The organism is Phaeobacter gallaeciensis, assembly GCF_001678945.1.
Classification (GTDB): domain Bacteria; phylum Pseudomonadota; class Alphaproteobacteria; order Rhodobacterales; family Rhodobacteraceae; genus Phycobacter; species Phycobacter gallaeciensis_A.
The window spans coordinates 524715-543952 of record NZ_CP015124.1; the positions used below are offsets into that span (position 1 = coordinate 524715).

Consider the following 19238-nt stretch of genomic DNA (forward strand, 5'->3'; position numbering starts at 1 on the left):
TGGAGCAAGCCATGGACCGCAAGCAAATCATCAACGATCCCGAAATCGGCAACAAGGCGGAAGCCTATGAAGCCTTTGACGACATCCCTACCAATCCTCGGCTTGAACGCACCATCGGCGATGTGATCAACGCCCGCTATGGCCGTCGCGACCTGCTGAAGGGCATGCTGGGCGTCTCCGCCACCACCGCCCTTTTCGGCACCTCGGCCCTGATCGCCCCGACCGAAGCCGCTGCAGGCAGCCATGGCGCGGGTCGCTATAACTTCGAGGAACTGACCTGGGGCAACGACGAAACCCACCATATCGCCGAGGGCTATGACGCTGACATTCTGCTGCGCTGGGGAGATCCGATCACCGCCGATGCTCCGGAATTCGATGTGATGAACCAGACCGCCGAAGCCCAGCTGAAGCAATTCGGCTACAACAACGACTACGTCGGTTTCACCCCGCTGAACGCCGAAGGCACCCGCGGCCTGCTCTGCGTGAACCACGAATACACCAATGAAGAGGTCATGTTCCCGGGCCTTGGCCGTCAGGACAAGGCAGGCTTTGAAGGCATGACCAAGGAGCTGATCGACATCGAAATGGCCGCCCATGGTGGCACCGTGGTCGAGATCGCCAAGGGCGCAGACGGCAAATGGGCTGTGGTGCGCGATGGCAAGATGAACCGTCGCATTACCCCCCTCAATACCGAGATGACCATCGACGGCCCCGCCGCCGGTCATGACCGCATGAAAACCAACGCCGATCCTTCGGGTATTTCGGTCATCGGCACGCTCAACAACTGCGCCGGCGGCATGACCCCCTGGGGCACCTACCTGATGGCCGAAGAAAACTTCCACGGCTATTTCTGGACGGACGTGGTTGATGGCGATGGCAAACCCGATATCTCGGACCAGCCCGAAGCCAAGAACATGAAACGCTATGGCGTGCCGGGCCGCTGGTATGCCTGGGGCAAGTTCTATGATCGCTTCAACATCGACAAAGAACCCAATGAACCCAACCGCTTTGGCTGGGTTGTTGAAGTCGACCCGCTCAATCCGGGTGCCAAGCCAGTGAAGCACACCGCCCTTGGCCGCTTCCGCCACGAAGGCGCCGAAACCACCGTGTCTTCCTCGGGCAAGCTGGTCGTCTACATGGGCGACGACAACCGCTTTGACTACCAGTACAAATATGTCTCGAGCGGTGTGGTCTCCGACGATGCCGCCGCCAACAGCAAACTGCTGAGCGACGGTACGCTCTATGTGGCCCGCTTTGACGAAGACGGCAGCATCGAGTGGTTGCCGCTGGTGCACGGCACCGGCCCGCTGACCGCTGAAAACGGTTTTGCCAGCCAGGCCGATGTCCTGATCGACACCCGCCTTGCAGCCGATGCCCTGGGCGCCACGCCGATGGACCGCCCCGAAGACGCGCAGCCGCGCGGCGATGGCACCGCCTACATCATGCTGACCAACAACTCCAAGCGCACCGAGGATCAGGTTAACGCCGCAAACCCCCGTGCCAAATCGAACTTTGGTCACATCATCGAGGTCAAGGAAGAGGGTGGCGATCACGCCGCCACCCGCGGCACCTGGTCGATCCTGGTGCAATGCGGTGATCCCGAGCTGACCGAGGTGGGCGCCCAGTGGAACCCGGAAACCAGCGCCAACGGCTGGTTCGGCTCCCCGGACAACTGCGCCTTTGACGCCGATGGCCGCCTCTGGGTCTCCACCGACCAGGGCAGCAAATGGGGCAAGACCGGCAAATCCGATGGCCTTTATGGCGTCGAGACCGAAGGCGATCTGCGCGGCACCTCCAAGCTGTTCTTCCGCTGCCCCGTCGGCGGTGAGCTCTGCGGCCCCTACTTCACCGACAACGGCGAGACCCTGTTCCTGGCGGTGCAGCACCCCGGCACCGATGGCACCAAGGCCCTGAAAGGGTTCGAGCGCGCCTCGACTTTTGAGGATCCGGCCACCCGCTGGCCCGACTTTGACCCCAAGATGCCGCCGCGGCCCTCGGTCGTCGTGGTTACGAAAAAGGGCGGCGGCAAGATCGCTGTCTGATCCGGGTCAATCCCAGTTAAAGCCATAGGGAGCGCGCCCCAGATGGGGCGCGTTCTTTTTTCCACCCCCTCCGGAAGAAAAACCGCCCGACACCCAGATGTGAGGCCGCGTGATCGCGATCCGGTGTAGCCTTGGGGTTCCTGCAACTGACGGAGCCTTCGATGCCCATTCCCACACGCCTGCTGGCAATCCTCTTCATGGTCACTCTTTCAGTATCGGCAGCCCAGTCCGGGGAGATCGCCCCCCGGCAGGGATGGGACGTGCATGCGACATCCAAGTCCTACCAGACGTTGCTGAAGGACACGCTGGCGGCTGTGCGCGCCAACAAGATGGGCGTGGTCACCCAGGCAGGCCCCACCGCCGCTGCCGCCGCCCGTGGGATCACCATCCCTGGCAATAGGGTGATCGGCGTCTTCAACAATGATTTTGCGGTCAGGATCCTTGCCACATCTACCGCCGCCATGATCGAAGCCCCGATCCGCCTTTATGTCACCGAAGCCCCCGATGGCAGCGCCACCCTGTCCTACAAACGCCCCAGCCATGTCTTTGCTCCTTATCACGATGAAGGCGGTGATGCGCTCATGGAGCTTGCCAAGGATCTGGACAGGCGGTTCAAAAAGATCGCGATTGAGGCGGTGAACTAGGGTCACAGAGCCGTGAGGGTCCTTGCGCCCGGCGGTTGGACGGGCAATCTGGCCTGGATCAGTTAGGAACGGATTGTCATGACACAAGATATTCGCGCGGCCGATGTTCTGGCCCGCCGGCTCTATGAAGCCGGGTGCCGCCACGCCTTTGGCATGCCCGGCGGCGAGGTGCTGACCCTGGTAGATGCGCTGGAGGATGCCGGGATCACCTTTCACCTCGCCAAGCACGAAAACGCCGCTGGGTTCATGGGCGAAGGCGTGCATCACGCCGATGGCGCACCGGTCATTCTGGTCGCGACCCTCGGTCCCGGTGCCTTGAATGGCGTCAACGTGGTGGCCAATGCCCATCAGGACAGGGTGCCCATGATGGTGCTGACCGGCTGCGTCGATGCAAGTGAGGAACAGACCTACACCCATCAGGTGCTGGACCATCGCGCGGTCTTCGCCCCCATCACCAAGGCGACCTTCCGTCTGGATGCGGATGCGGCTGACGTGATCGCGGACAAGGCGGTCGCCATCGCGACCGAGCCGCGCAATGGTCCGGTGCATATCGACGTGCCGATCTCGGTCGCGGATGCCCCTACCAGGGATCGCAACTTCCGCCGCGCGCCTGCTGCGCCCACCCAGCCAGACAATGACACACTGGCGCAGGCGCGCAGCTGGCTGGCGCAGGCCGAGCGTCCCTTTGCCATCATCGGACTTGATGCGGTGGCCGAAGGCGCGGGTCCTGCCCTTCGCGCCTTTCTGGAGGCGCATCAGATCCCCTTTGTCACCAGCTACAAGGCGAAGGGCATCCTGCCCGAAGATCACCCCCTGTGCCTTGGCGGCGCCGGGCTGTCCCCCCTGGCCGACAGCCACCTGTTGCCGCTGGCGGCGCAGTCGGATCTGATCCTGTCGCTTGGCTATGATCCTATCGAAATGCGCCCCGGCTGGCGCAACGCCTGGGACCCAACCCACCAGCGCGTGATCGAGATCGCTGCCGAACCCAACACCCATTACATGCACCAGGCCAGCCTCAACATCGTGGCGCCGCTTACCCCCACGCTGGAAGCCCTGACGGAGAAAGCCGAAACGGCGCCAACGCGCTGGCCCGGCGGAGAGTTGAGCACCGCACAACAGGCGCTGCACGCCGCCTTTGATCCGCAGGATGACAGCTGGGGACCGGCGGGCGTGATCGCCGAATGCCGCGCCACTCTGCCTGCCGAGACGCTGGCCACCGCAGACAGTGGGGCCCACCGGATCCTGCTCAGCCAGATGTGGCAGTGCAACGAGCCGCGCGGGCTGATCCAGTCATCCGGGCTTTGCACAATGGGCTGTGCCGTGCCGATGGCGATCGGGCGCAAGCTGGCGCAACCGGACCGTCCCGTCGTCAGCTTTTCCGGCGATGCAGGCTTCCTAATGGTGGCCGGGGATCTGGCCACCGCTGCCGAATTGGATGTGGCGCCGATCTTCGTGGTCTTTGCCGATGCCAGCCTCGCCCTGATCGAGCTGAAACAGCGTCAACGCCAGCTTAAAAACCGGGGCGTCGATTTCGCCCGGCACGATTTTGCGGCGATGGGCCGGGCCTTTGGCGGCAACGGCGTGACGGTACGTAACCGAACGGAACTGCGCGCCGCCCTCACCGATGCCTTGGCTTCTGATCGTTTCACTGTCATCTCTGCCGAAATCGAACCCGGAGGATATGATGGACGCATCTGACACGCTGCCACACGGGGCCCTTGATGGGGTCAAGGTTCTCGACCTGTCGCGCATTCTGGCCGGCCCCACCTGTACCCAGCTGCTGGGCGATCTCGGCGCCACGGTCATCAAGGTGGAAAACCCCAAATCGGGGGGTGACGATACCCGCCAATGGGGCCCACCCTATGCCATGGACGCCGACGGCAACCCCACGGATCTGTCGGCCTACTACATGGCCGCCAACCGCAACAAACGCTCGGTCGCGGTGGATATCACCACGGCCGAAGGTCAGGCCGAGATCCGCAGGCTCGCTGCCGAGGCCGATATCCTGATCGAGAATTTTAAACCCGGCGGACTGGCGAAATACGGGCTGGATTACGCCAGCCTCAAGGATGAGTTTCCCCGGCTGGTCTATTGCTCAATCTCGGGCTACGGGCAGACCGGTCCCAACAACCACCGCCCGGGATATGATCTTGTGGCGCAGGGGTTTAGCGGCATCATGTCACTCACCGGCGATCCCGAGGGGCAACCCGTGAAGGTTGGCACCGGCATCGCCGATGTGATGTGCGGTATGTATGCCTGCATTGGCATTCTGGCTGCGCTGCGCCACCAGGAAAAAACCGGTGAAGGGCAGCAGATCGACCTCGCTCTGGTCGACAGCACCATTGCCTGGCTGATCAACGAAGGCGTCGCCTATCTCAACACCGGCACCTTGCCGACCCGGCGCGGCAACGAACACCCCAGCATCATGCCTTATGGCGTCTACGAGACCTCGGACTCCCACGTCATCCTGGCGGTGGGCAACGATGCCCAGTTCCGGCGCGTGATGGAGTTCCTCGGGCTCGAAGGCCTTGCAGACGATCCCCGTTTTGCCACCAACCCGGCGCGGCTGGAGCATCGCGCAGCGCTCAACGACATCATGATCCCGGCGCTCAAACGCTTCACCATGGACGAGGTGATCGCCGCGATGGAGGCCCGCAAGGTGACGGCCGGTCCAGTGCAGACGCTCGACCGGGTCTTCGCCTCCGATCAGGTGGCTGCGCGGGGCATGGCCATCGACATGCAGGCCGGGGACACTCCCGTGAAACTGCTTGGAAATCCGCTCAATTTCTCGCGCACCCCGGTCACATACCGCCACGCACCGCCCAGCTGCGGCGCTGACAGCGACCGGATTCTCGGCTCCGAGGACCCGTTTTCCAAGGCTTAGGCTATATTCTGCCCGGCACGATCCGGCCGAATGTTACAAAAACCGGCAAACGCCTGCCTTCGTGGTGGGCGTTTTGCGTTTCAAAAACCCGTCTGGCGGGAAATTGCCCGCAAATATTACAGGTTTCAGCGGGTTTCCCCACCTTCAAACACGCGCCTTCACCAAAGCGAGAGCGCCCGTCGCGCGATGAAAACCACTGTTCTAACCTTCCCCTAGTGAACAACACCGGTGGTAAGGATTGGACCCAAATGACACATGATCTCTTCGGACAGGAGACGAGCCTGAAAGATCCCGAAATGCTGGATCTGTGGAACGCGGTTCAGATCGGGGTTCTGTCGCACAGCGCAGAGGCCCCGGTGCATCTGGGCAAGCTGCTGGAGGCCGCCCCCGAATTCACCCTTGGGCAGGCTGCCAAGGGTTTGTTCCTGCTGCTGCTGGGCCGCCGCGAAATGCGCACCCCTGCCCGCGATGCGCTGGCTGCTGCCCGCATCGCCTATGCCTCTGCCCTGCCCCGGGAGCGGCTCTTCGCCGATGCGCTGGAGCTGTGGCTGGCGGGCCGCCCCACCGCCGCCGTTGAGAAGCTGGAGCAGGTCCTGCGCGGCCACCCTGCCGACAGCCTTGCCATGAAGATGAGCCAGGCGATCCGTTTCGTCCTTGGCGACAGCGCCGGGATGCGCCGGTCAGTGGAACGGGTGATGCCCGCCTATGCGCCGGATCACCCCGGGCGCGGCTATCTGCTTGGCTGTCACGCCTTCGCGCTGGAGGAAACCGGCGACTATAGTAAGGCGGAGACTGCGGGGCGTCAGGCACTCTGGATGGCGCCGGATGATGCCTGGGGCCTGCATGCGGTGGCGCATGTGCATGACATGACCGGCAACGCCAAGGCCGGGCTCGACTGGCTGACCGGCCGCGAAGAGGCCTGGAGCCATTGCAACAACTTCCGCTATCACGTCTGGTGGCACAAGGCGCTGATGCATCTGGACCTGGGCCAGACTGACACCGTTCTTGACCTTTACGACCGCGAGATTCGCCAGGACAAGACCGACGATTACCGCGATATTTCCAATGCCACCTCGCTGCTGATGCGGCTGGAATTGGAAGGCATTGCCGTCGGCAACCGCTGGGAAGAACTTTCCGACCTCTGCGCCGCCCGGACCGAGGATGGCAGCCTTATCTTTGCCGATCTGCACTACCTTCTGGCGCTGGCCGGGCGCGGGCGCCCGGATGAAACCACCCGGATGGTGCAGCGTATCCACGCCGATGCGGCAGCCGCAGGCGGGGACGAGGCGCGGCAGCGCATGGCAGATCCCGGCCGCGCCGCCGCCAGCGGGCTGGAGGCCTTTGGCGAAGGTGATTTCGCGCTGGCCTTTGACCACCTGGCGCAGGCCCGTGGCTCCATGCAACTGGCCGGTGGCAGCCACGCCCAGCGCGACGTTTTTGAACGCATGACCATCGATGCCGGGATCCGCGCAGGTCGCCTGAGCGAGGTATCCCGCATGCTGGACAGCCGCCGCGCCCAGCGCGGTGGCGCCGAGGACAACTATGCTCTGGCCCGCCGTGCCCTGATCAGCGAGGCGCGCAATCAGCCGGACAGCCGCAGCCTGCCGGCCGAGTGATCTGCGAAATGATCGGAGCGCGCCCGGATGCCGGTCCTGGCCTCGGGCGCGCCCTTACATCGCCGCCACAAAGTTTGATTGACAGGAAGGACACCGCTTAACGATGGCGCGTATTTCCAAGTTCCCCGCTCCCAAAGCAGAGATTCCGACCGTGGCAGGTCCGGCAGCGGCCAACACCCGCCGTGCGCCCGCATCGGAGCATGCCCCAGCCCCGGCAGGCGGGCAAAAACGCGTCCGCGACCCGCGGCTCGATTTCTATCGCGGCATTGCCATGTTCATCATCCTGGTCGCTCATATTCCTGGCAACCGCTGGACCGGCTGGATCCCGGCCCGGTTCGGGTTTTCCGATGCGACCGAGATTTTTGTCTTCTGCTCGGGCATGGCCTCGGCCATCGCCTTTGGTGGGTCCTTTGCCCGCCGGGGCTGGCTGATGGGCACTGCGCGGGTGGTATTCCGCTGCTGGCAGGTATTCTGGGCTCATATCGGCCTGTTCTTCTTTGTCGCCATGACCATGGCGGCGCTGGACCTGACCGGTGCCTTTGAAAAAAGCTACGTCAACTCGCTTAACCTTGGGCACTTTTTCAACGACCCCATGCCGCAACTGATGGGCCTGTTCACGCTCACCTATGTGCCGAACTACTTTGACATCCTGCCGATGTATCTGGTGGTCCTGGCCTTGATGCCGCTGATGATGGGGTTGGAGCGCATCGGCCTCTGGACCGTTGCCGCAGCTTCGGCGCTGATCTGGCTGGCCGCGAACCCCTATATGATCGGCCTTGGACCGGACGGAGCATCCCTGCCCGCCGAACCCTGGTCGGCGCGGGAATGGTTCTTCAACCCCTTCGGCTGGCAATTGCTGTTTTTCACCGGCTTTGCCTTCATGAAAGGCTGGCTTCCGGCGCCGCCCGTGTCGCGGGCACTGGTGCTTGTATCTGCAGCCTTCCTGATCTTCTCTGCTCCCTTTGGCTCCTGGAAGGTCTTCCTGTGGGTTGAGGCCTGGAACGACGATCTGGCCGCCGCCATCCGCCCGGCCTGGGCCTTCACGGACGAGTGGCGCGAGAAAACCGATTTCGGCCTGTTGCGCTATGCGCACTTTTTGGCACTGGCCTATCTCGGCTGGGTGGCCGCCGGAGCTGGTGGTCAGCGGCTGATCGCCTCCGGTCATTCGGGGCTGGCGCGGCTCTGGTCCTTTGCCCTGCGCATCATCACCAAGGTCGGGCAACAGTCCCTTGCGGTCTTCGTCTTCTCGATGGCCCTGGCCCGGCTGATCGGCTTTGCGCTGGATCAGACAGACCGGGGCATCCTGATCACCGCTGCGGCAAATATCGCCGGGTTCTGCCTGATCATCGCCTGTGCCTTTGCCGCCGCCTGGTTCAAATCCCACCCCTGGAGGGCAAAGCGATGAGTCGTCTTTCGCGCCGTAGTTTCCTTGCCGGTGTCTCCGGCCTTGCGCTGACAGCTCCGCTCGCGGCCAAAGCCGCCTCCGTTCCGTTCCGGCATCAGGATGTCATCGACAAGGCCCGCATGCTGGCACAGATGCCTTATCACACGCGTGCTAAGGTGCCGCAGGACTGGCTGGATCTCACCTATGAGGATTATCAGACCCGCTGGTTCCGCAGCCGCGACGCGCTGTGGAGCAAGACGGAACGCAGCTATAATGTCGATTTCTTCCTGCCGGGCCTCTATTTCCCCCGTGCGGTGCAGATGCACAGCGTCGCGGACGGGCTGGCGCAGCCTGTTGCCTTTGATCTGACCCTGTTCGACAAAACAGACAAGGCACCGGATCTCAGCACCGAAGGAGCGCTGGGGTATTCGGGCTTTCGCTTGCGCACCGAGCTGAGCGAGCCGGGCAAGAAGAACGAATTCTGCGTCTTTCAGGGCGCCAGCTATTTCCGCGCCATTGGCATCGGCCAGGCCTATGGGTTGTCGGCGCGCGGGCTGGCCCTTCACACCGGCGATGCCGAAGGAGAGGAATTCCCCGAGTTCACCGAATTCTGGCTGGAGGCCCCTGCCCCCGGCCAGCGCCACATGGTCGTGCATGCGCTGATGGATTCGCCCTCGGTCGCAGGCGCCTACCGGTTCACCATCACCCCCGGCGCCGCCTGCGTGATGGAGGTCGAAGCAACGCTGTTCCCACGCGAAGAGCTGACCCACGCGGGTATCGCGCCGCTGACCTCGATGTTCCTGTTTGATCGCACCAACCGTAACCGGTTCGACGATTTCCGCCCCGCCGTGCACGACAGCGATGGGCTTTTGATCGAGAATGGCAACGGCGAAACCCTGTGGCGACCACTGGCCAATCCGGCGCAGCTGCAGGTGTCCTCCTTTGTCGACGAGAACCCCCGAGGTTTCGGGTTGATGCAGCGCAGCCGCAACCTGTCGGACTTCGCCGATCTTGAGGCGCATTATCAGGACCGGCCCAGCCTCTGGGTCGAACCCAAGGGCGATTGGGGCAAGGGCGCCGTCACGCTGGTAGAGATACCGGCGGACAAGGAAATCTACGACAATATCGTCGCCTATTGGCGCCCGCGCACGCCCTATCCTGCCGGAGCCGAGGTGCGGCTTGATTACCGCCTGACCTGGGGCCCCGGCCCCACTGGTACGCTAGCGCAGGTGGTGGACACCGCCGCGGGCGCACGTGTCTTTGGTGACCCGGGGCGGATCATGACCGTGGATTTCGAAGATCATCCGCTTTTGGCAGGCGATCCCGAAAACTTCGACGTCGTGCTTTCCTCGCCGCATGTCGAGCTCAGCACCGGGGTCCTGCAGCGCAATCCGGCCACCGGTGGCCTGCGGCTCGCCTTCAGCTTTGAACCCGGTGACCGCTCCCTTGTGGAGCTACGGGCGGCGCTGCGCCGGGACGGGCAGCCTGCCACCGAAGTCTGGCTTTACAGGTGGACCGCATGAAAGATCTGATCTCCGCCCCCTCTGCGGCGAAGATGCTGCCGCCCGAACAGCCCATGGCGATGCCAGAGCAGAACTTTGGCGCCGCTTTCCGCGACATGAGCGCCCCCGGGACCGCGCCGCAGATGCGCGTGGCGCTCTGGCGGGTCATTGCCTTTTCCCCGGCGATGGTTGCAACCGCCTTGCTGACCTTCGTGATGCAAGGCTGGTTTGCCGATGGCGGCTTCATGATGATCGAGGTTCTGCTTCTGGCGCTCATTGCCTTCAATTTCTTCTGGATCTGCTTTTCGGTCTCCACCGTGCTCTTGGGCCTGTTCAGCCTGTGGCAGCGCAGGCAAGAGGCCGAACGCCGGGTTCCGACCGGTCCCATCGCACCCGACACGCCGCCGCTTACCGTTGCGGTGCTGGTGCCCGTCCACAACGAAGATCCGGCCGCCGTGTTCGGCAACGCCCGCACTATGCTGGAGGATCTGCATGCCTGGGGCGGCGCGCATGATTACGCCATGTTCATCCTGTCCGACACACGGGATGACCGCATCGCGGCGCAGGAACTGGCGGGCGTAGAGGCGCTGCGCGCCGCGCTGCCGCCCGGTATCCGGCTCTACTATCGCCGCCGCGAGGACAACACCGGGCGCAAGGCGGGAAATATCGCGGATTGGGTGCGCCGATGGGGCGGTGGCTATGACGCCATGCTGGTGCTGGATGCCGACAGTCTGATGACCGGCCGGGCGATTGCCCAACTGGCCGATGCGCTGCGACGTGATCCGGCTGCCGGGCTGATCCAGAGCTTCCCACAGCTGATCGGCGCCAGATCCGTCTTTGGCCGCATGCAGCAGTTTGCCAACGGGGTCTATGGCCTGGCCATGGCCGAAGGGCTGGCGCGCTGGGTCGGCGCCGAGGGCAACTACTGGGGCCATAACGCCATCCTGCGCACCCGCGCCTTTGCCGCCTGCGCCGGACTGCCCGAGCTGCAACAGACGTTCGGCGGCAAGACCCTGATCATGAGCCATGATTTCGTCGAGGCAGGGCTGCTACGTCGGGCCGGCTGGGGCGTGCATTTCCTGCCCCAGATCCAGGGGTCTTACGAGGAGACGCCGCCGACCCTGATCGACCACATCCTACGCGACCGGCGCTGGTGCCAGGGCAATCTGCAGCACCTGAAACTGCTGCGCGCGCAGGGTTTCTGCGCGATTTCACGGTTCCATCTCTTGCATGGGGCGATCGGGTACCTGATGGCGCCGATCTGGTTTGCGCTTCTGGTGATATGGGCGCTGATCGGTGAAGACGGGGAAACCTCGGCGCTGCAGTATTTCAGCCCCACCGACCCGCTGCGCCCCTCCTGGCCGGATATGTCAGAGCCGCGCCATGTCGCCGTGATCCTGGTTATCTATGCGATGCTGCTGGCGCCGAAACTTCTGGCCCTTGCCGCGCTGCCCCTGACTGGCACGCGGCTATCGGATTATGGCGGCGGTCGGCAGTTCGCGCTCTCCGTAGTCTCCGAAATCCTGCTGGCAATCCTTTATGCGCCGATCCTGATGGTGCAGCAGATGATCGCCGTCCTGCGTAGCGCCCTGCGCCTGCAACGGGGCTGGGCGCCGCAGGCGCGGGATGGCGGGCGCTATGGGCTGAAGACCATGCTGATCTGTCATGCACTCGAATTCACCAGCGGTCTTGCGCTCAGCGCCGGGATCCTGGCCGGGATGGTTTCCGTCTGGCTGGCGCCAATTGCCCTGTCGCTGGTACTGGTGCTGCCGCTGTCGGCCCTGTCGGGGATGCGTCCCGCGCTTCGACTCAGGTTCTGGATGGGTACGCGCGAGGTTTTTGCCGAACCCCGTATCGCCCGGACCGCCCGGACCTATCGCAAAGCGGTTGAACGCGTCTTTGCCGGGGCACCTGACCACCGTTCAGCGGCGGAATAGTAGAACCGCGTGCCCCGGGCGTCAGTCCGGGGTCCGCTCAAACCACTCGACGACCCGCGTCGGCCAGGTGTCCGGAATGCGGTGCCCCCCCGGACCGAGCGTCAGTTCAATATCGCCCCCGGATTGGCAATCCCAGCGGCGATGCAGCTCCGCTCCGGTAACCCACAAGCGATCAGGCGCGTCATCGGCGCAGCCGTTCACCTGCCGCCACAGGGCCAGCCCGGCAAAGATATCATCCTGTTCGCGCGTGCTGCTGCCCAGAATGCGCCCCTCCAGTGGTACGACCTTGTCGGCCCAGCCGTGAGTGTGCAGCAACCGGACAGGACCGGCGCAGGTCTCGGGCCGTGGCCGCCAGAATCCTCCCGCCACCGGAGCGAAGGCAGCAAAATCCCCGGGATGGGCGCAGGCGAGGTAGTTCACCATAAAGGCCCCGGCGGAAAATCCAGCAAGAACAACCCTCTGCCGATCGATGCCGAACCGCGACTCCGCATCGCCAAGGACCTGTTGCAGGAACTGCGCCTCATCCCGTCCCTCGGCGCCAGGCAGGAAGTTCCATGATCTCTTGCCATTCCAGCGCGGCAAGGCGGTCGGCGCGATGAGCGCATAGCCCCGCTCCTGCAGCCCCTTTACAAGGGCGCGGTTGCGCAGCACCCCGGCGCCCGAACCGCCATAGCCGTGCAGAAACACCACCGCCGGAGTGCCTTTTGCTTCCGCACTGTCTGAGGAACCCGGATCGGGTGTGGCGATGTGGTAGTCACCGGACGGCAGATCGCAAGCTTCTGCGGCAGCGCCGCAACTTGCCAATGCAGGGCGTGCGCAGAGCGCCGCCACGAACAACGAAAGAAGAGTTCCTCCGGCCCGGCGGAGGCGCAGGCTGCGCCGTCGGCGCGCGGGGCCTAGCCCTGCCACCGCGCCACCGGCAGGTTGCCCGCGATCCATCCCGGTCCGGCACCAGAGCCGAGCATACCTTCGGGTACATCCATGATCTGTGAAAACCCTGCCTCTGCCATGCGCCGCACCATCCGGGCCGAACGCACACCGCGGGCGCAGATCAGCGCCACCGGCGCGGCGCGGTTGCCACCCAATGCGCGGGACAGCGCCTCAGTAAAATCGTCACGACGCATGTCAATCTGGACGCTACCGACCGGAACGCCGGTACTGCGCCATTCCCGGGGGGTGCGGATGTCCACCAAGGTGATCGCCCCCGCTCCGGCAGCGGAAAACGGCTCGGCCACGGACAGGCGCGGACGGTCGTGATCCGGCGCGGGCCGATATCGCCAGGCCACCGCGCCGACCGCCGCAGCGCCCAGAAGAATGCCCGCAGAGGACAACAGCTTGCGCCGCGACATAGTGACCGGCCGCCCGCTGGCCTCCTGCGTCTCCGCACTGATTGGGTCTTGCATCTGCGTCTCTCCAATAACCGGGAAAACACGCCCCGCAGCGCCGTGTTTCAGGCGGGTGTCATCCCTTTGGACACCGTTCTAGCAGCATTTGTATTCCCGATCAGCACAGAGGGCGAATTTTGGCCATTCAAAATCTTGTCAACTCCGCCCCCCAGCCCCAAGTAGTGGCGCAATGTCCAACAATTCCAGCGTCATTTGCCCGATCTTCCTCAGAACCGGGCCTGCGGGGCTGGCACAGAAGCGAAAAATTGCTTAGGCAAAGTCAAAATTCGCCTAGCCCTACCAGGAGATCTGCACGTGTCCCTGTTTTTGATTGCGGCCCTGCCTTTTCTAGGAGCGGTCTTTCCCGCTCTGCTGATCCGGGCGGGGCGTAACGCCTCCGCTTCGGCGGCTGGTCTGACCACCTTCCTGGCCCTGACCGGCCTTCTGCTGCATGCCCCCGCTGTATTTCGCGGAGAGGTCATCACAGCCACATTCGACTGGCTGCCCGGTCTGGGGCTCAGTGCGAATTTCTTTCTGGATGGGCTTGGGTTTCTCTTTGCTACGCTGATCCTTGGGATCGGAATGCTGATCATCCTCTACGCGCGGTTTTACCTTTCACGCGAAGATCCTATGGGACAGTTCTACACCTACCTGTTGCTGTTTCAGGGTGCGATGGTCGGCATCGTCCTCTCAGATAACATCTTGTTGTTGCTGGTGTTCTGGGAGCTGACCTCGCTGTCCTCTTTCCTGCTCATCGGATACTGGAAACACCTTCCCGAAGGGCGTCAGGGCGCGCGCATGGCGCTGACCGTGACCGGCTCCGGTGGCCTAGCGATGATCGGGGGCATGCTGATCCTCGGCAATATCGTCGGCTCTTATGATCTTAGCGTGATCCTGGAGAACAAGGACCTTATCCAGGCGTCGCCGCTCTACATGCCCGCGCTGATCCTGATCCTGCTGGGCTGTTTCACCAAATCGGCACAGTTCCCGTTCCATTTCTGGCTGCCCCACGCCATGGCGGCGCCGACGCCGGTTTCGGCCTATCTGCACTCCGCCACCATGGTGAAAGCAGGCCTGTTCCTGATGGCGCGGATGTGGCCGGTTCTGGCCGGCACGCCGGAGTGGTTCTACATCGTGGCGACCACCGGCCTTGTGACGATGCTCATCGGTGCCGTGATTGCCCTGTTCAAGGATGACCTCAAAGGCTTGCTGGCCTTTTCCACCGTCAGCCATCTGGGCCTGATCACCATGCTTCTGGGCTTTGGCACCAAGATCGCAGCGGTTGCCGCCGTGTTCCACATCATCAACCACGCCACATTCAAGGCGGCGCTGTTCATGTCGGCCGGGATCGTCGATCACGAGGCGCACACCCGTGACATCAAACGTCTGGGCGGTCTGCGCCACCTGATGCCGGTGACCTTCACCATCGCCTTTGTCGCCGCCCTGTCGATGGCGGGTATCCCGCCCTTCAACGGCTTCCTGTCCAAGGAGATGATGCTGGAGGAAACCGTACACACGGTCTGGGCCGGATCGCACTATCTGGTGCCGGGCCTTGCACTGATCGCGGCGCTGTTCTCGGCAGCCTATTCCTTCCGCTTCATCGTTCATGTCTTCTTTGGCCCCAAGCGGGACGACTATCCCGCGCATCCCCATGATCCGGGTGCGGGCATGTGGCTGGCCCCGGCCTTCCTGATCACGCTGGTGGTGCTGATCGGCCTGTTCTCGGCCAAGATCGCCGGGCCACTGGTGGCCGTGGCCGCTGGCGCCGTGATTGGTGGAGAAGAACTGCCCTATTACTCGCTGAAACTCTGGCATGGTTTGACGCCCGCCCTTTACATGTCGCTGGTGGCTGTGGGCGGCGGTGGGCTGCTGCTCGCGCTGCACAAGCCCCTGATGCGCGCCTGGAACGCCGCCCCCCGCCCCGAGGCCAAGGATATCTTTGATGCCCTGATGGCGGTGCTGGCGCGTCTGGCCAAGGCGATCACCGACGGGCTGCACAATGGCTCCATCACCCGCTATGGCGCGGTGATGATCAGCTTTACCGTGGCGATCAGTTGGTATGCCTATTCCACCGGCACCACTGGCCCGGCAACCCGCAGCCTGCAGGAAATCGGCGCGATCCCGGCACTCGGGTGGCTCAGCCTGGTTCTCGCAACGCTGCTGATCGTTGCGCGTCACCGCAACCGCCTGCTGGCACTGGTCCTGATCGGCGTCGTGGGTCTGGTGGTCTCCATGTCGTTCAACTACCTGTCGGCCCCCGATCTGGCGCTGACCCAGCTGTCGGTCGAGGTTGTGACCATCGTGCTGATGCTTCTGGCGCTGAACTTCATGCCCAAGGAAACCCCGGTCGAGACCCCGGCGCTGATCCGGCTGCGCGATGGTGCCATCGCCGTTGTGGCTGGTCTTGGCGCAGGCGGGCTGATCTATGCGCTGATGACGCGCGATTTCGCGGCGCCCAGCATTTCCGAATTCCACCTCGCCAACTCTTACAAGGGCGGCGGCGGCACCAATGTGGTGAACGTCATTCTGGTGGATTTCCGGGGCTTTGATACCTTTGGCGAGATTATCGTTCTCGGCATCGCGGCACTGGTCATCTATGCCCTGACCGAGGCGGTTCTGGGCACCCGCGTGCGGGCCTATCTGCTGAACCGAAAACCGGATCTGCCGCAGGCAGGCGATGCCCACCCGATGATGATGGTGGTCGCGACCCGCGTGATGATGCCGCTGGCGTTGATGGTGGCGGCCTATATCTTCTTCCGGGGTCACAACCTGCCGGGCGGCGGCTTTATCGCCGGTCTGATCGCGGCCATTGCTGTCATCATGCAATACATGGCCTCCGGCTTTGCCTGGACCTCTGAACGGCAGCGGTTCTACTACCACGGCATCATCGGCTCCGGCGTGCTGATCGCCGCCGCGACCGGTATCGGCGCCTGGTTCAACGACATGCCGTTCCTGACCTCGGCCTTTGGCTATATCCACTGGCCGCCGCTGAAAGAATTCGAATGGGCCACCGCTGCGCTGTTCGACCTCGGCGTCTTCCTGGCGGTGGTCGGCGCGGTGCTCCTGGCACTGGAAAGCCTCTCCCGCTTTGCCTGGCAGCCGGGGATTTCCTCGGAGTACGCCATGGACATCAACCCGGCCCGCGATGACGAGCCCAAGAACGAAAACGAGGTCTGAGCATGGAACTTCTGGTTGCTTCGGCTGTTGGTATCCTGACCGCCGCAGGGATTTACCTGATCCTGCGCAAACGCACCTTTCCGGTGATTCTGGGCCTGTCGCTGGTATCCTATGCGGTGAACGTCTTCCTGTTCGCCACTGGGCGCCTGATGGTCAACGCGCCGCCCATCCTCAACAAATACGAGGAAGTCGCCTACACGGATCCGCTGCCGCAGGCGCTGGTTCTGACGGCGATCGTGATCTCTTTCGGGATGACGGCGGTTGTGGTGATGATCGCGCTGGGGGCCTTCCTGTCCTCGCGCGATGACCGCATCGACATGACCAGCGATACGCAGTCGGGAGAGGACGCATGAACCATCTTCTGATTGCCCCCATCGTTCTGCCCGCGATCGTTGCCCCCTTCATCATCATGGTGGTGCGCTACCATCTGGACCTGCAACGCATCTTCTCGATTGCCAGCACGGTTGCGATCGCCCTGATCACTCTGGTTCTGGCCAGCCAGGCCGCCGATGGCACGGTACAGGTCTATGAGCTCGGCGACTGGCCTGCACCCTTTGGCATCGTGCTGGTGCTGGACCGGCTGTCGGCGATGATGATCGTCCTGACGGCGGTACTGGCGCTGGCGGTGGTGCTATATGCCATCGGAACCGGCTGGGACGCGCGCGGCGCCAATTTCCACGCGCTGTTCCAGTTCCAGCTGATGGGTATCATCGGTGCCTTCCTGACCGGCGACGCCTTCAACCTCTTCGTTTTCTTCGAGGTCCTGCTGATCGCCTCTTATGGTCTGATGATCCACGCAGGCGGCGCCACAAGGTTCCAGGCCGGTGTGCAATATGTCGTCTACAACCTGCTGGGATCGACCCTGTTCCTGTTTGCTCTTGGCACGCTCTATTCCGTGACCGGCACGCTCAATATGGCCGATCTGGCCGTGCGGGTGGCCGAGCTTCCGGCCGAGGATACTGCCCTGTTGCGGGTCGGCGCGATCATGCTCTTGTTGGTCTTTGCCATCAAAGCCGCGGTGCTGCCGCTGCATTTCTGGCTGCCAGCCTCTTATGCCAACGCGCCTTTGCCAGTGGCGGCCCTGTTTGCGATCATGACCAAGGTCGGCGCCTATGCCATCCTGCGTATGTACACGCTGGTCTTTGGCCCCGAGGCCGAGATCACCGCGGGTCTGGCCGGAGACTGGCTGCTGCCTGCTGCGCTGCTGACGCTTGCCGTGGGGGCCATCGGTGTTCTTGGCGCGCGTGAGATCGGGCGGCTTGTCGCCTTTGGCGCCATTACCTCGATGGGGACCCTTCTGACGGCGGTGGCGCTGTTCACGCCAGCCTCGGTCGGTGCTGCGCTTTACTACACCGTGCATTCGACGCTTGCGACGGCCTTCCTGTTCCTGGTCGCCGACATGGTGATGGAGCGCCAGGGCGGCGAGATCGCCCCGAAACCGGTGATGAAGCAAAGCGGGCTGATCGCGGCGCTGTTCTTTGGTGGATCCATCGCCATGGCGGGCATGCCGCCTCTGTCTGGCTTCCTGGGCAAGCTTCTGGTTATGGATGCGGCGCGCGGGCATGATCTGGTCTGGTGGATCTGGGGCGTCATTCTGGTGTCGTCGCTGATTACCATCATCGGTCTGGCGCGGGCTGGCAGCCTGATCTTCTGGAAAAGTCACGGACTTGCTCCGCAAGAGGATGCTGAAAGCGAAGTGGAAGCGGATGACCCAGAAGAGGCGCCGGTGCAGGCGCAACGCGGTTCGTCCCTGCCTTTCGTGGCCAGCTTCGGCCTTCTGGCCGGGCTGATCCTGCTGACCGTCTTTGCAGGTCCGATGATGGACTACGCCGAGGCCACCTCCGCGCAACTCTTTGCGCCGGATACCTATATTGACACCGTCCTGGGGAGGACCGGGGAATGAAACTGATGCATCGACTTCTGCCGCACCCGGTGCTGACGCTGCTGCTGACCCTCACCTGGGTTCTCATCGTCAACAGCTTCACGCTCAACTCGCTGGTCTTCGGCTTTCTGCTGGGCCTGCTGATCCCCTTCCTGACCCAGCCGTTCTGGCCGCAGCAACTGCGCATGAAACATCCCGTCAAGATCGCGGCCTATATCCTGATCGTGATCTGGGACATCGTTGTTGCCAATATCACCGTGGCGCGGATCGTGGTGTTCAAGTCCAACGCAAAACGGCAGCCCAACTGGGTGACCGTGCCGCTGGAGCTGCGCACCCCCGAGGCGATCACCGTGCTGGCCGGCACCATCACCATGACGCCGGGCACCGTCACCGCAGACGTCTCCGCCGAAGGTCACGCCCTGCTGGTGCATTGCCTTGATTGCGACGACCCTGATGCGGTTCGGGACGAAATCAAAGAGCGCTACGAGCGCCGCCTGATGGAGATTTTCGAATGATTGAAACTGCGGCTCTTTTTGCTTTTGTCTGCTTTGCGCTGGCGCTGTTGATGAACCTCTGGAAGGTGATGTTCGCCGCCGCCATGGCTGATCGTATCCTTGCGCTTGATACCATGTTCATCAACGCAATCGCGCTGATGGTCCTTTATGGGCTGGCGCTCGGAACCGAGATCTTTTTCGAGGCGGCTATGATCATCGCCATGCTCGGTTTCGTTTCAACCGTGGCCTACGCGCGCTTTATCCTGCGCGGCAATATCATCGAGTGAGGCT

At 63.3% G+C, this 19238-nt stretch carries 15 protein-coding genes; 13 read left to right on the top strand and 2 right to left on the bottom strand.

The annotated features are described in order from the left end of the window. Nucleotides 1-11 precede the first annotated feature (11 nt). The 8 genes from JL2886_RS02485 (at nt 12) to mdoH (ending at nt 12009) form a co-directional block, all read left to right on the top strand. The gene (locus tag JL2886_RS02485) at nt 12-2042 is read left to right on the top strand and encodes a PhoX family protein (protein ID WP_065270575.1); all 2031 of its coding nucleotides are present in this window, start codon (nt 12-14) and stop codon (nt 2040-2042) included. A gap of 161 nt (nt 2043-2203) precedes the next feature. Further along, nucleotides 2204-2686, top strand: a complete 483-nt coding sequence (locus JL2886_RS02490) for a DUF302 domain-containing protein (protein WP_065270576.1) — start codon at nt 2204-2206, stop codon at nt 2684-2686. A gap of 78 nt (nt 2687-2764) precedes the next feature. Further along, complete coding sequence (locus tag JL2886_RS02495; RefSeq protein WP_065270577.1) at nt 2765-4384, top strand: thiamine pyrophosphate-binding protein; 1620 nt, start codon at nt 2765-2767, stop codon at nt 4382-4384. Further along, nucleotides 4371-5570: a CaiB/BaiF CoA transferase family protein gene (locus JL2886_RS02500; RefSeq protein ID WP_065273491.1), complete on the top strand. Its 1200-nt coding sequence runs from the start codon at nt 4371-4373 to the stop codon at nt 5568-5570. The genes JL2886_RS02495 and JL2886_RS02500 overlap by 14 nt, the downstream gene beginning before the upstream one ends. Before the next feature lie 248 nt (nt 5571-5818). Then, nucleotides 5819-7186, top strand: coding sequence for a tetratricopeptide repeat protein (locus JL2886_RS02505; protein ID WP_065270578.1), 1368 nt, complete (start codon nt 5819-5821; stop codon nt 7184-7186). Between the two features lie 103 nt (nt 7187-7289). Beyond that, nucleotides 7290-8591 (top strand): OpgC family protein, encoded by a 1302-nt coding sequence (locus JL2886_RS02510; protein WP_065270579.1) that lies wholly within the window; start codon nt 7290-7292, stop codon nt 8589-8591. Further along, nucleotides 8588-10093, top strand: a complete 1506-nt coding sequence (locus JL2886_RS02515) for a glucan biosynthesis protein (RefSeq protein ID WP_065270580.1) — start codon at nt 8588-8590, stop codon at nt 10091-10093. Before JL2886_RS02510 ends, JL2886_RS02515 begins: the two co-directional genes overlap by 4 nt. Then, nucleotides 10090-12009, top strand: a complete 1920-nt coding sequence (mdoH, locus tag JL2886_RS02520) for a glucans biosynthesis glucosyltransferase MdoH (RefSeq protein WP_082995972.1) — start codon at nt 10090-10092, stop codon at nt 12007-12009. The genes JL2886_RS02515 and mdoH overlap by 4 nt, the downstream gene beginning before the upstream one ends. Before the next feature lie 21 nt (nt 12010-12030). Here mdoH and JL2886_RS02525 read toward each other — a convergent pair whose 3' ends face one another. Both JL2886_RS02525 and JL2886_RS02530 read right to left on the bottom strand, forming a co-directional pair. After that, nucleotides 12031-12840: an alpha/beta hydrolase family esterase gene (locus tag JL2886_RS02525; protein ID WP_342455913.1), complete on the bottom strand. Its 810-nt coding sequence runs from the start codon at nt 12838-12840 to the stop codon at nt 12031-12033. A 65-nt stretch (nt 12841-12905) separates the two neighbouring features. After that, a complete protein-coding gene (locus JL2886_RS02530; RefSeq protein WP_082995974.1) occupies nt 12906-13412 on the bottom strand; it encodes a rhodanese-like domain-containing protein in 507 nt (168 codons plus the stop codon). 297 nt (nt 13413-13709) lie between these two features. On the opposite strand from JL2886_RS02530, the gene JL2886_RS02535 reads away from it, so the two are divergent. From JL2886_RS02535 to JL2886_RS02555, 5 genes are read left to right on the top strand one after another with little or no spacing between them, the layout of a single operon-like run. Then, a complete protein-coding gene (locus tag JL2886_RS02535; protein WP_065270582.1) occupies nt 13710-16571 on the top strand; it encodes a monovalent cation/H+ antiporter subunit A in 2862 nt (953 codons plus the stop codon). A 2-nt stretch (nt 16572-16573) separates the two neighbouring features. Continuing rightward, entirely contained in the window at nt 16574-16924 is a 351-nt protein-coding gene (locus JL2886_RS02540; protein WP_065270583.1) for a Na+/H+ antiporter subunit C, read from the top strand. After that, the gene (locus JL2886_RS02545) at nt 16921-18474 is read left to right on the top strand and encodes a monovalent cation/H+ antiporter subunit D (RefSeq protein WP_065270584.1); all 1554 of its coding nucleotides are present in this window, start codon (nt 16921-16923) and stop codon (nt 18472-18474) included. Before JL2886_RS02540 ends, JL2886_RS02545 begins: the two co-directional genes overlap by 4 nt. Next, nucleotides 18471-18968, top strand: a complete 498-nt coding sequence (locus JL2886_RS02550) for a Na+/H+ antiporter subunit E (RefSeq protein WP_065270585.1) — start codon at nt 18471-18473, stop codon at nt 18966-18968. The genes JL2886_RS02545 and JL2886_RS02550 overlap by 4 nt, the downstream gene beginning before the upstream one ends. Next, complete coding sequence (locus JL2886_RS02555) at nt 18965-19234, top strand: K+/H+ antiporter subunit F (protein ID WP_065270586.1); 270 nt, start codon at nt 18965-18967, stop codon at nt 19232-19234. Before JL2886_RS02550 ends, JL2886_RS02555 begins: the two co-directional genes overlap by 4 nt. Nucleotides 19235-19238 lie beyond the last annotated feature (4 nt).

Bases quoted from the DNA above. Each gene is read 5' to 3' on its own strand.
- mdoH (WP_082995972.1), top strand. From the start codon at position 10,090: ATGAAAGATCTGATCTCCGCCCCCTCTGCGGCGAAGATGCTGCCGCCC.
- JL2886_RS02530 (WP_082995974.1), bottom strand. From the start codon at position 13,412: ATGCAAGACCCAATCAGTGCGGAGACGCAGGAGGCCAGCGGGCGGCCG.
- JL2886_RS02505 (WP_065270578.1), top strand. From the start codon at position 5,819: ATGACACATGATCTCTTCGGACAGGAGACGAGCCTGAAAGATCCCGAA.
- JL2886_RS02500 (WP_065273491.1), top strand. From the start codon at position 4,371: ATGGACGCATCTGACACGCTGCCACACGGGGCCCTTGATGGGGTCAAG.
- JL2886_RS02555 (WP_065270586.1), top strand. From the start codon at position 18,965: ATGATTGAAACTGCGGCTCTTTTTGCTTTTGTCTGCTTTGCGCTGGCG.
- JL2886_RS02540 (WP_065270583.1), top strand. From the start codon at position 16,574: ATGGAACTTCTGGTTGCTTCGGCTGTTGGTATCCTGACCGCCGCAGGG.
- JL2886_RS02490 (WP_065270576.1), top strand. From the start codon at position 2,204: ATGCCCATTCCCACACGCCTGCTGGCAATCCTCTTCATGGTCACTCTT.
- JL2886_RS02545 (WP_065270584.1), top strand. From the start codon at position 16,921: ATGAACCATCTTCTGATTGCCCCCATCGTTCTGCCCGCGATCGTTGCC.
- JL2886_RS02485 (WP_065270575.1), top strand. From the start codon at position 12: ATGGACCGCAAGCAAATCATCAACGATCCCGAAATCGGCAACAAGGCG.
- JL2886_RS02510 (WP_065270579.1), top strand. From the start codon at position 7,290: ATGGCGCGTATTTCCAAGTTCCCCGCTCCCAAAGCAGAGATTCCGACC.
- JL2886_RS02495 (WP_065270577.1), top strand. From the start codon at position 2,765: ATGACACAAGATATTCGCGCGGCCGATGTTCTGGCCCGCCGGCTCTAT.
- JL2886_RS02550 (WP_065270585.1), top strand. From the start codon at position 18,471: ATGAAACTGATGCATCGACTTCTGCCGCACCCGGTGCTGACGCTGCTG.
- JL2886_RS02515 (WP_065270580.1), top strand. From the start codon at position 8,588: ATGAGTCGTCTTTCGCGCCGTAGTTTCCTTGCCGGTGTCTCCGGCCTT.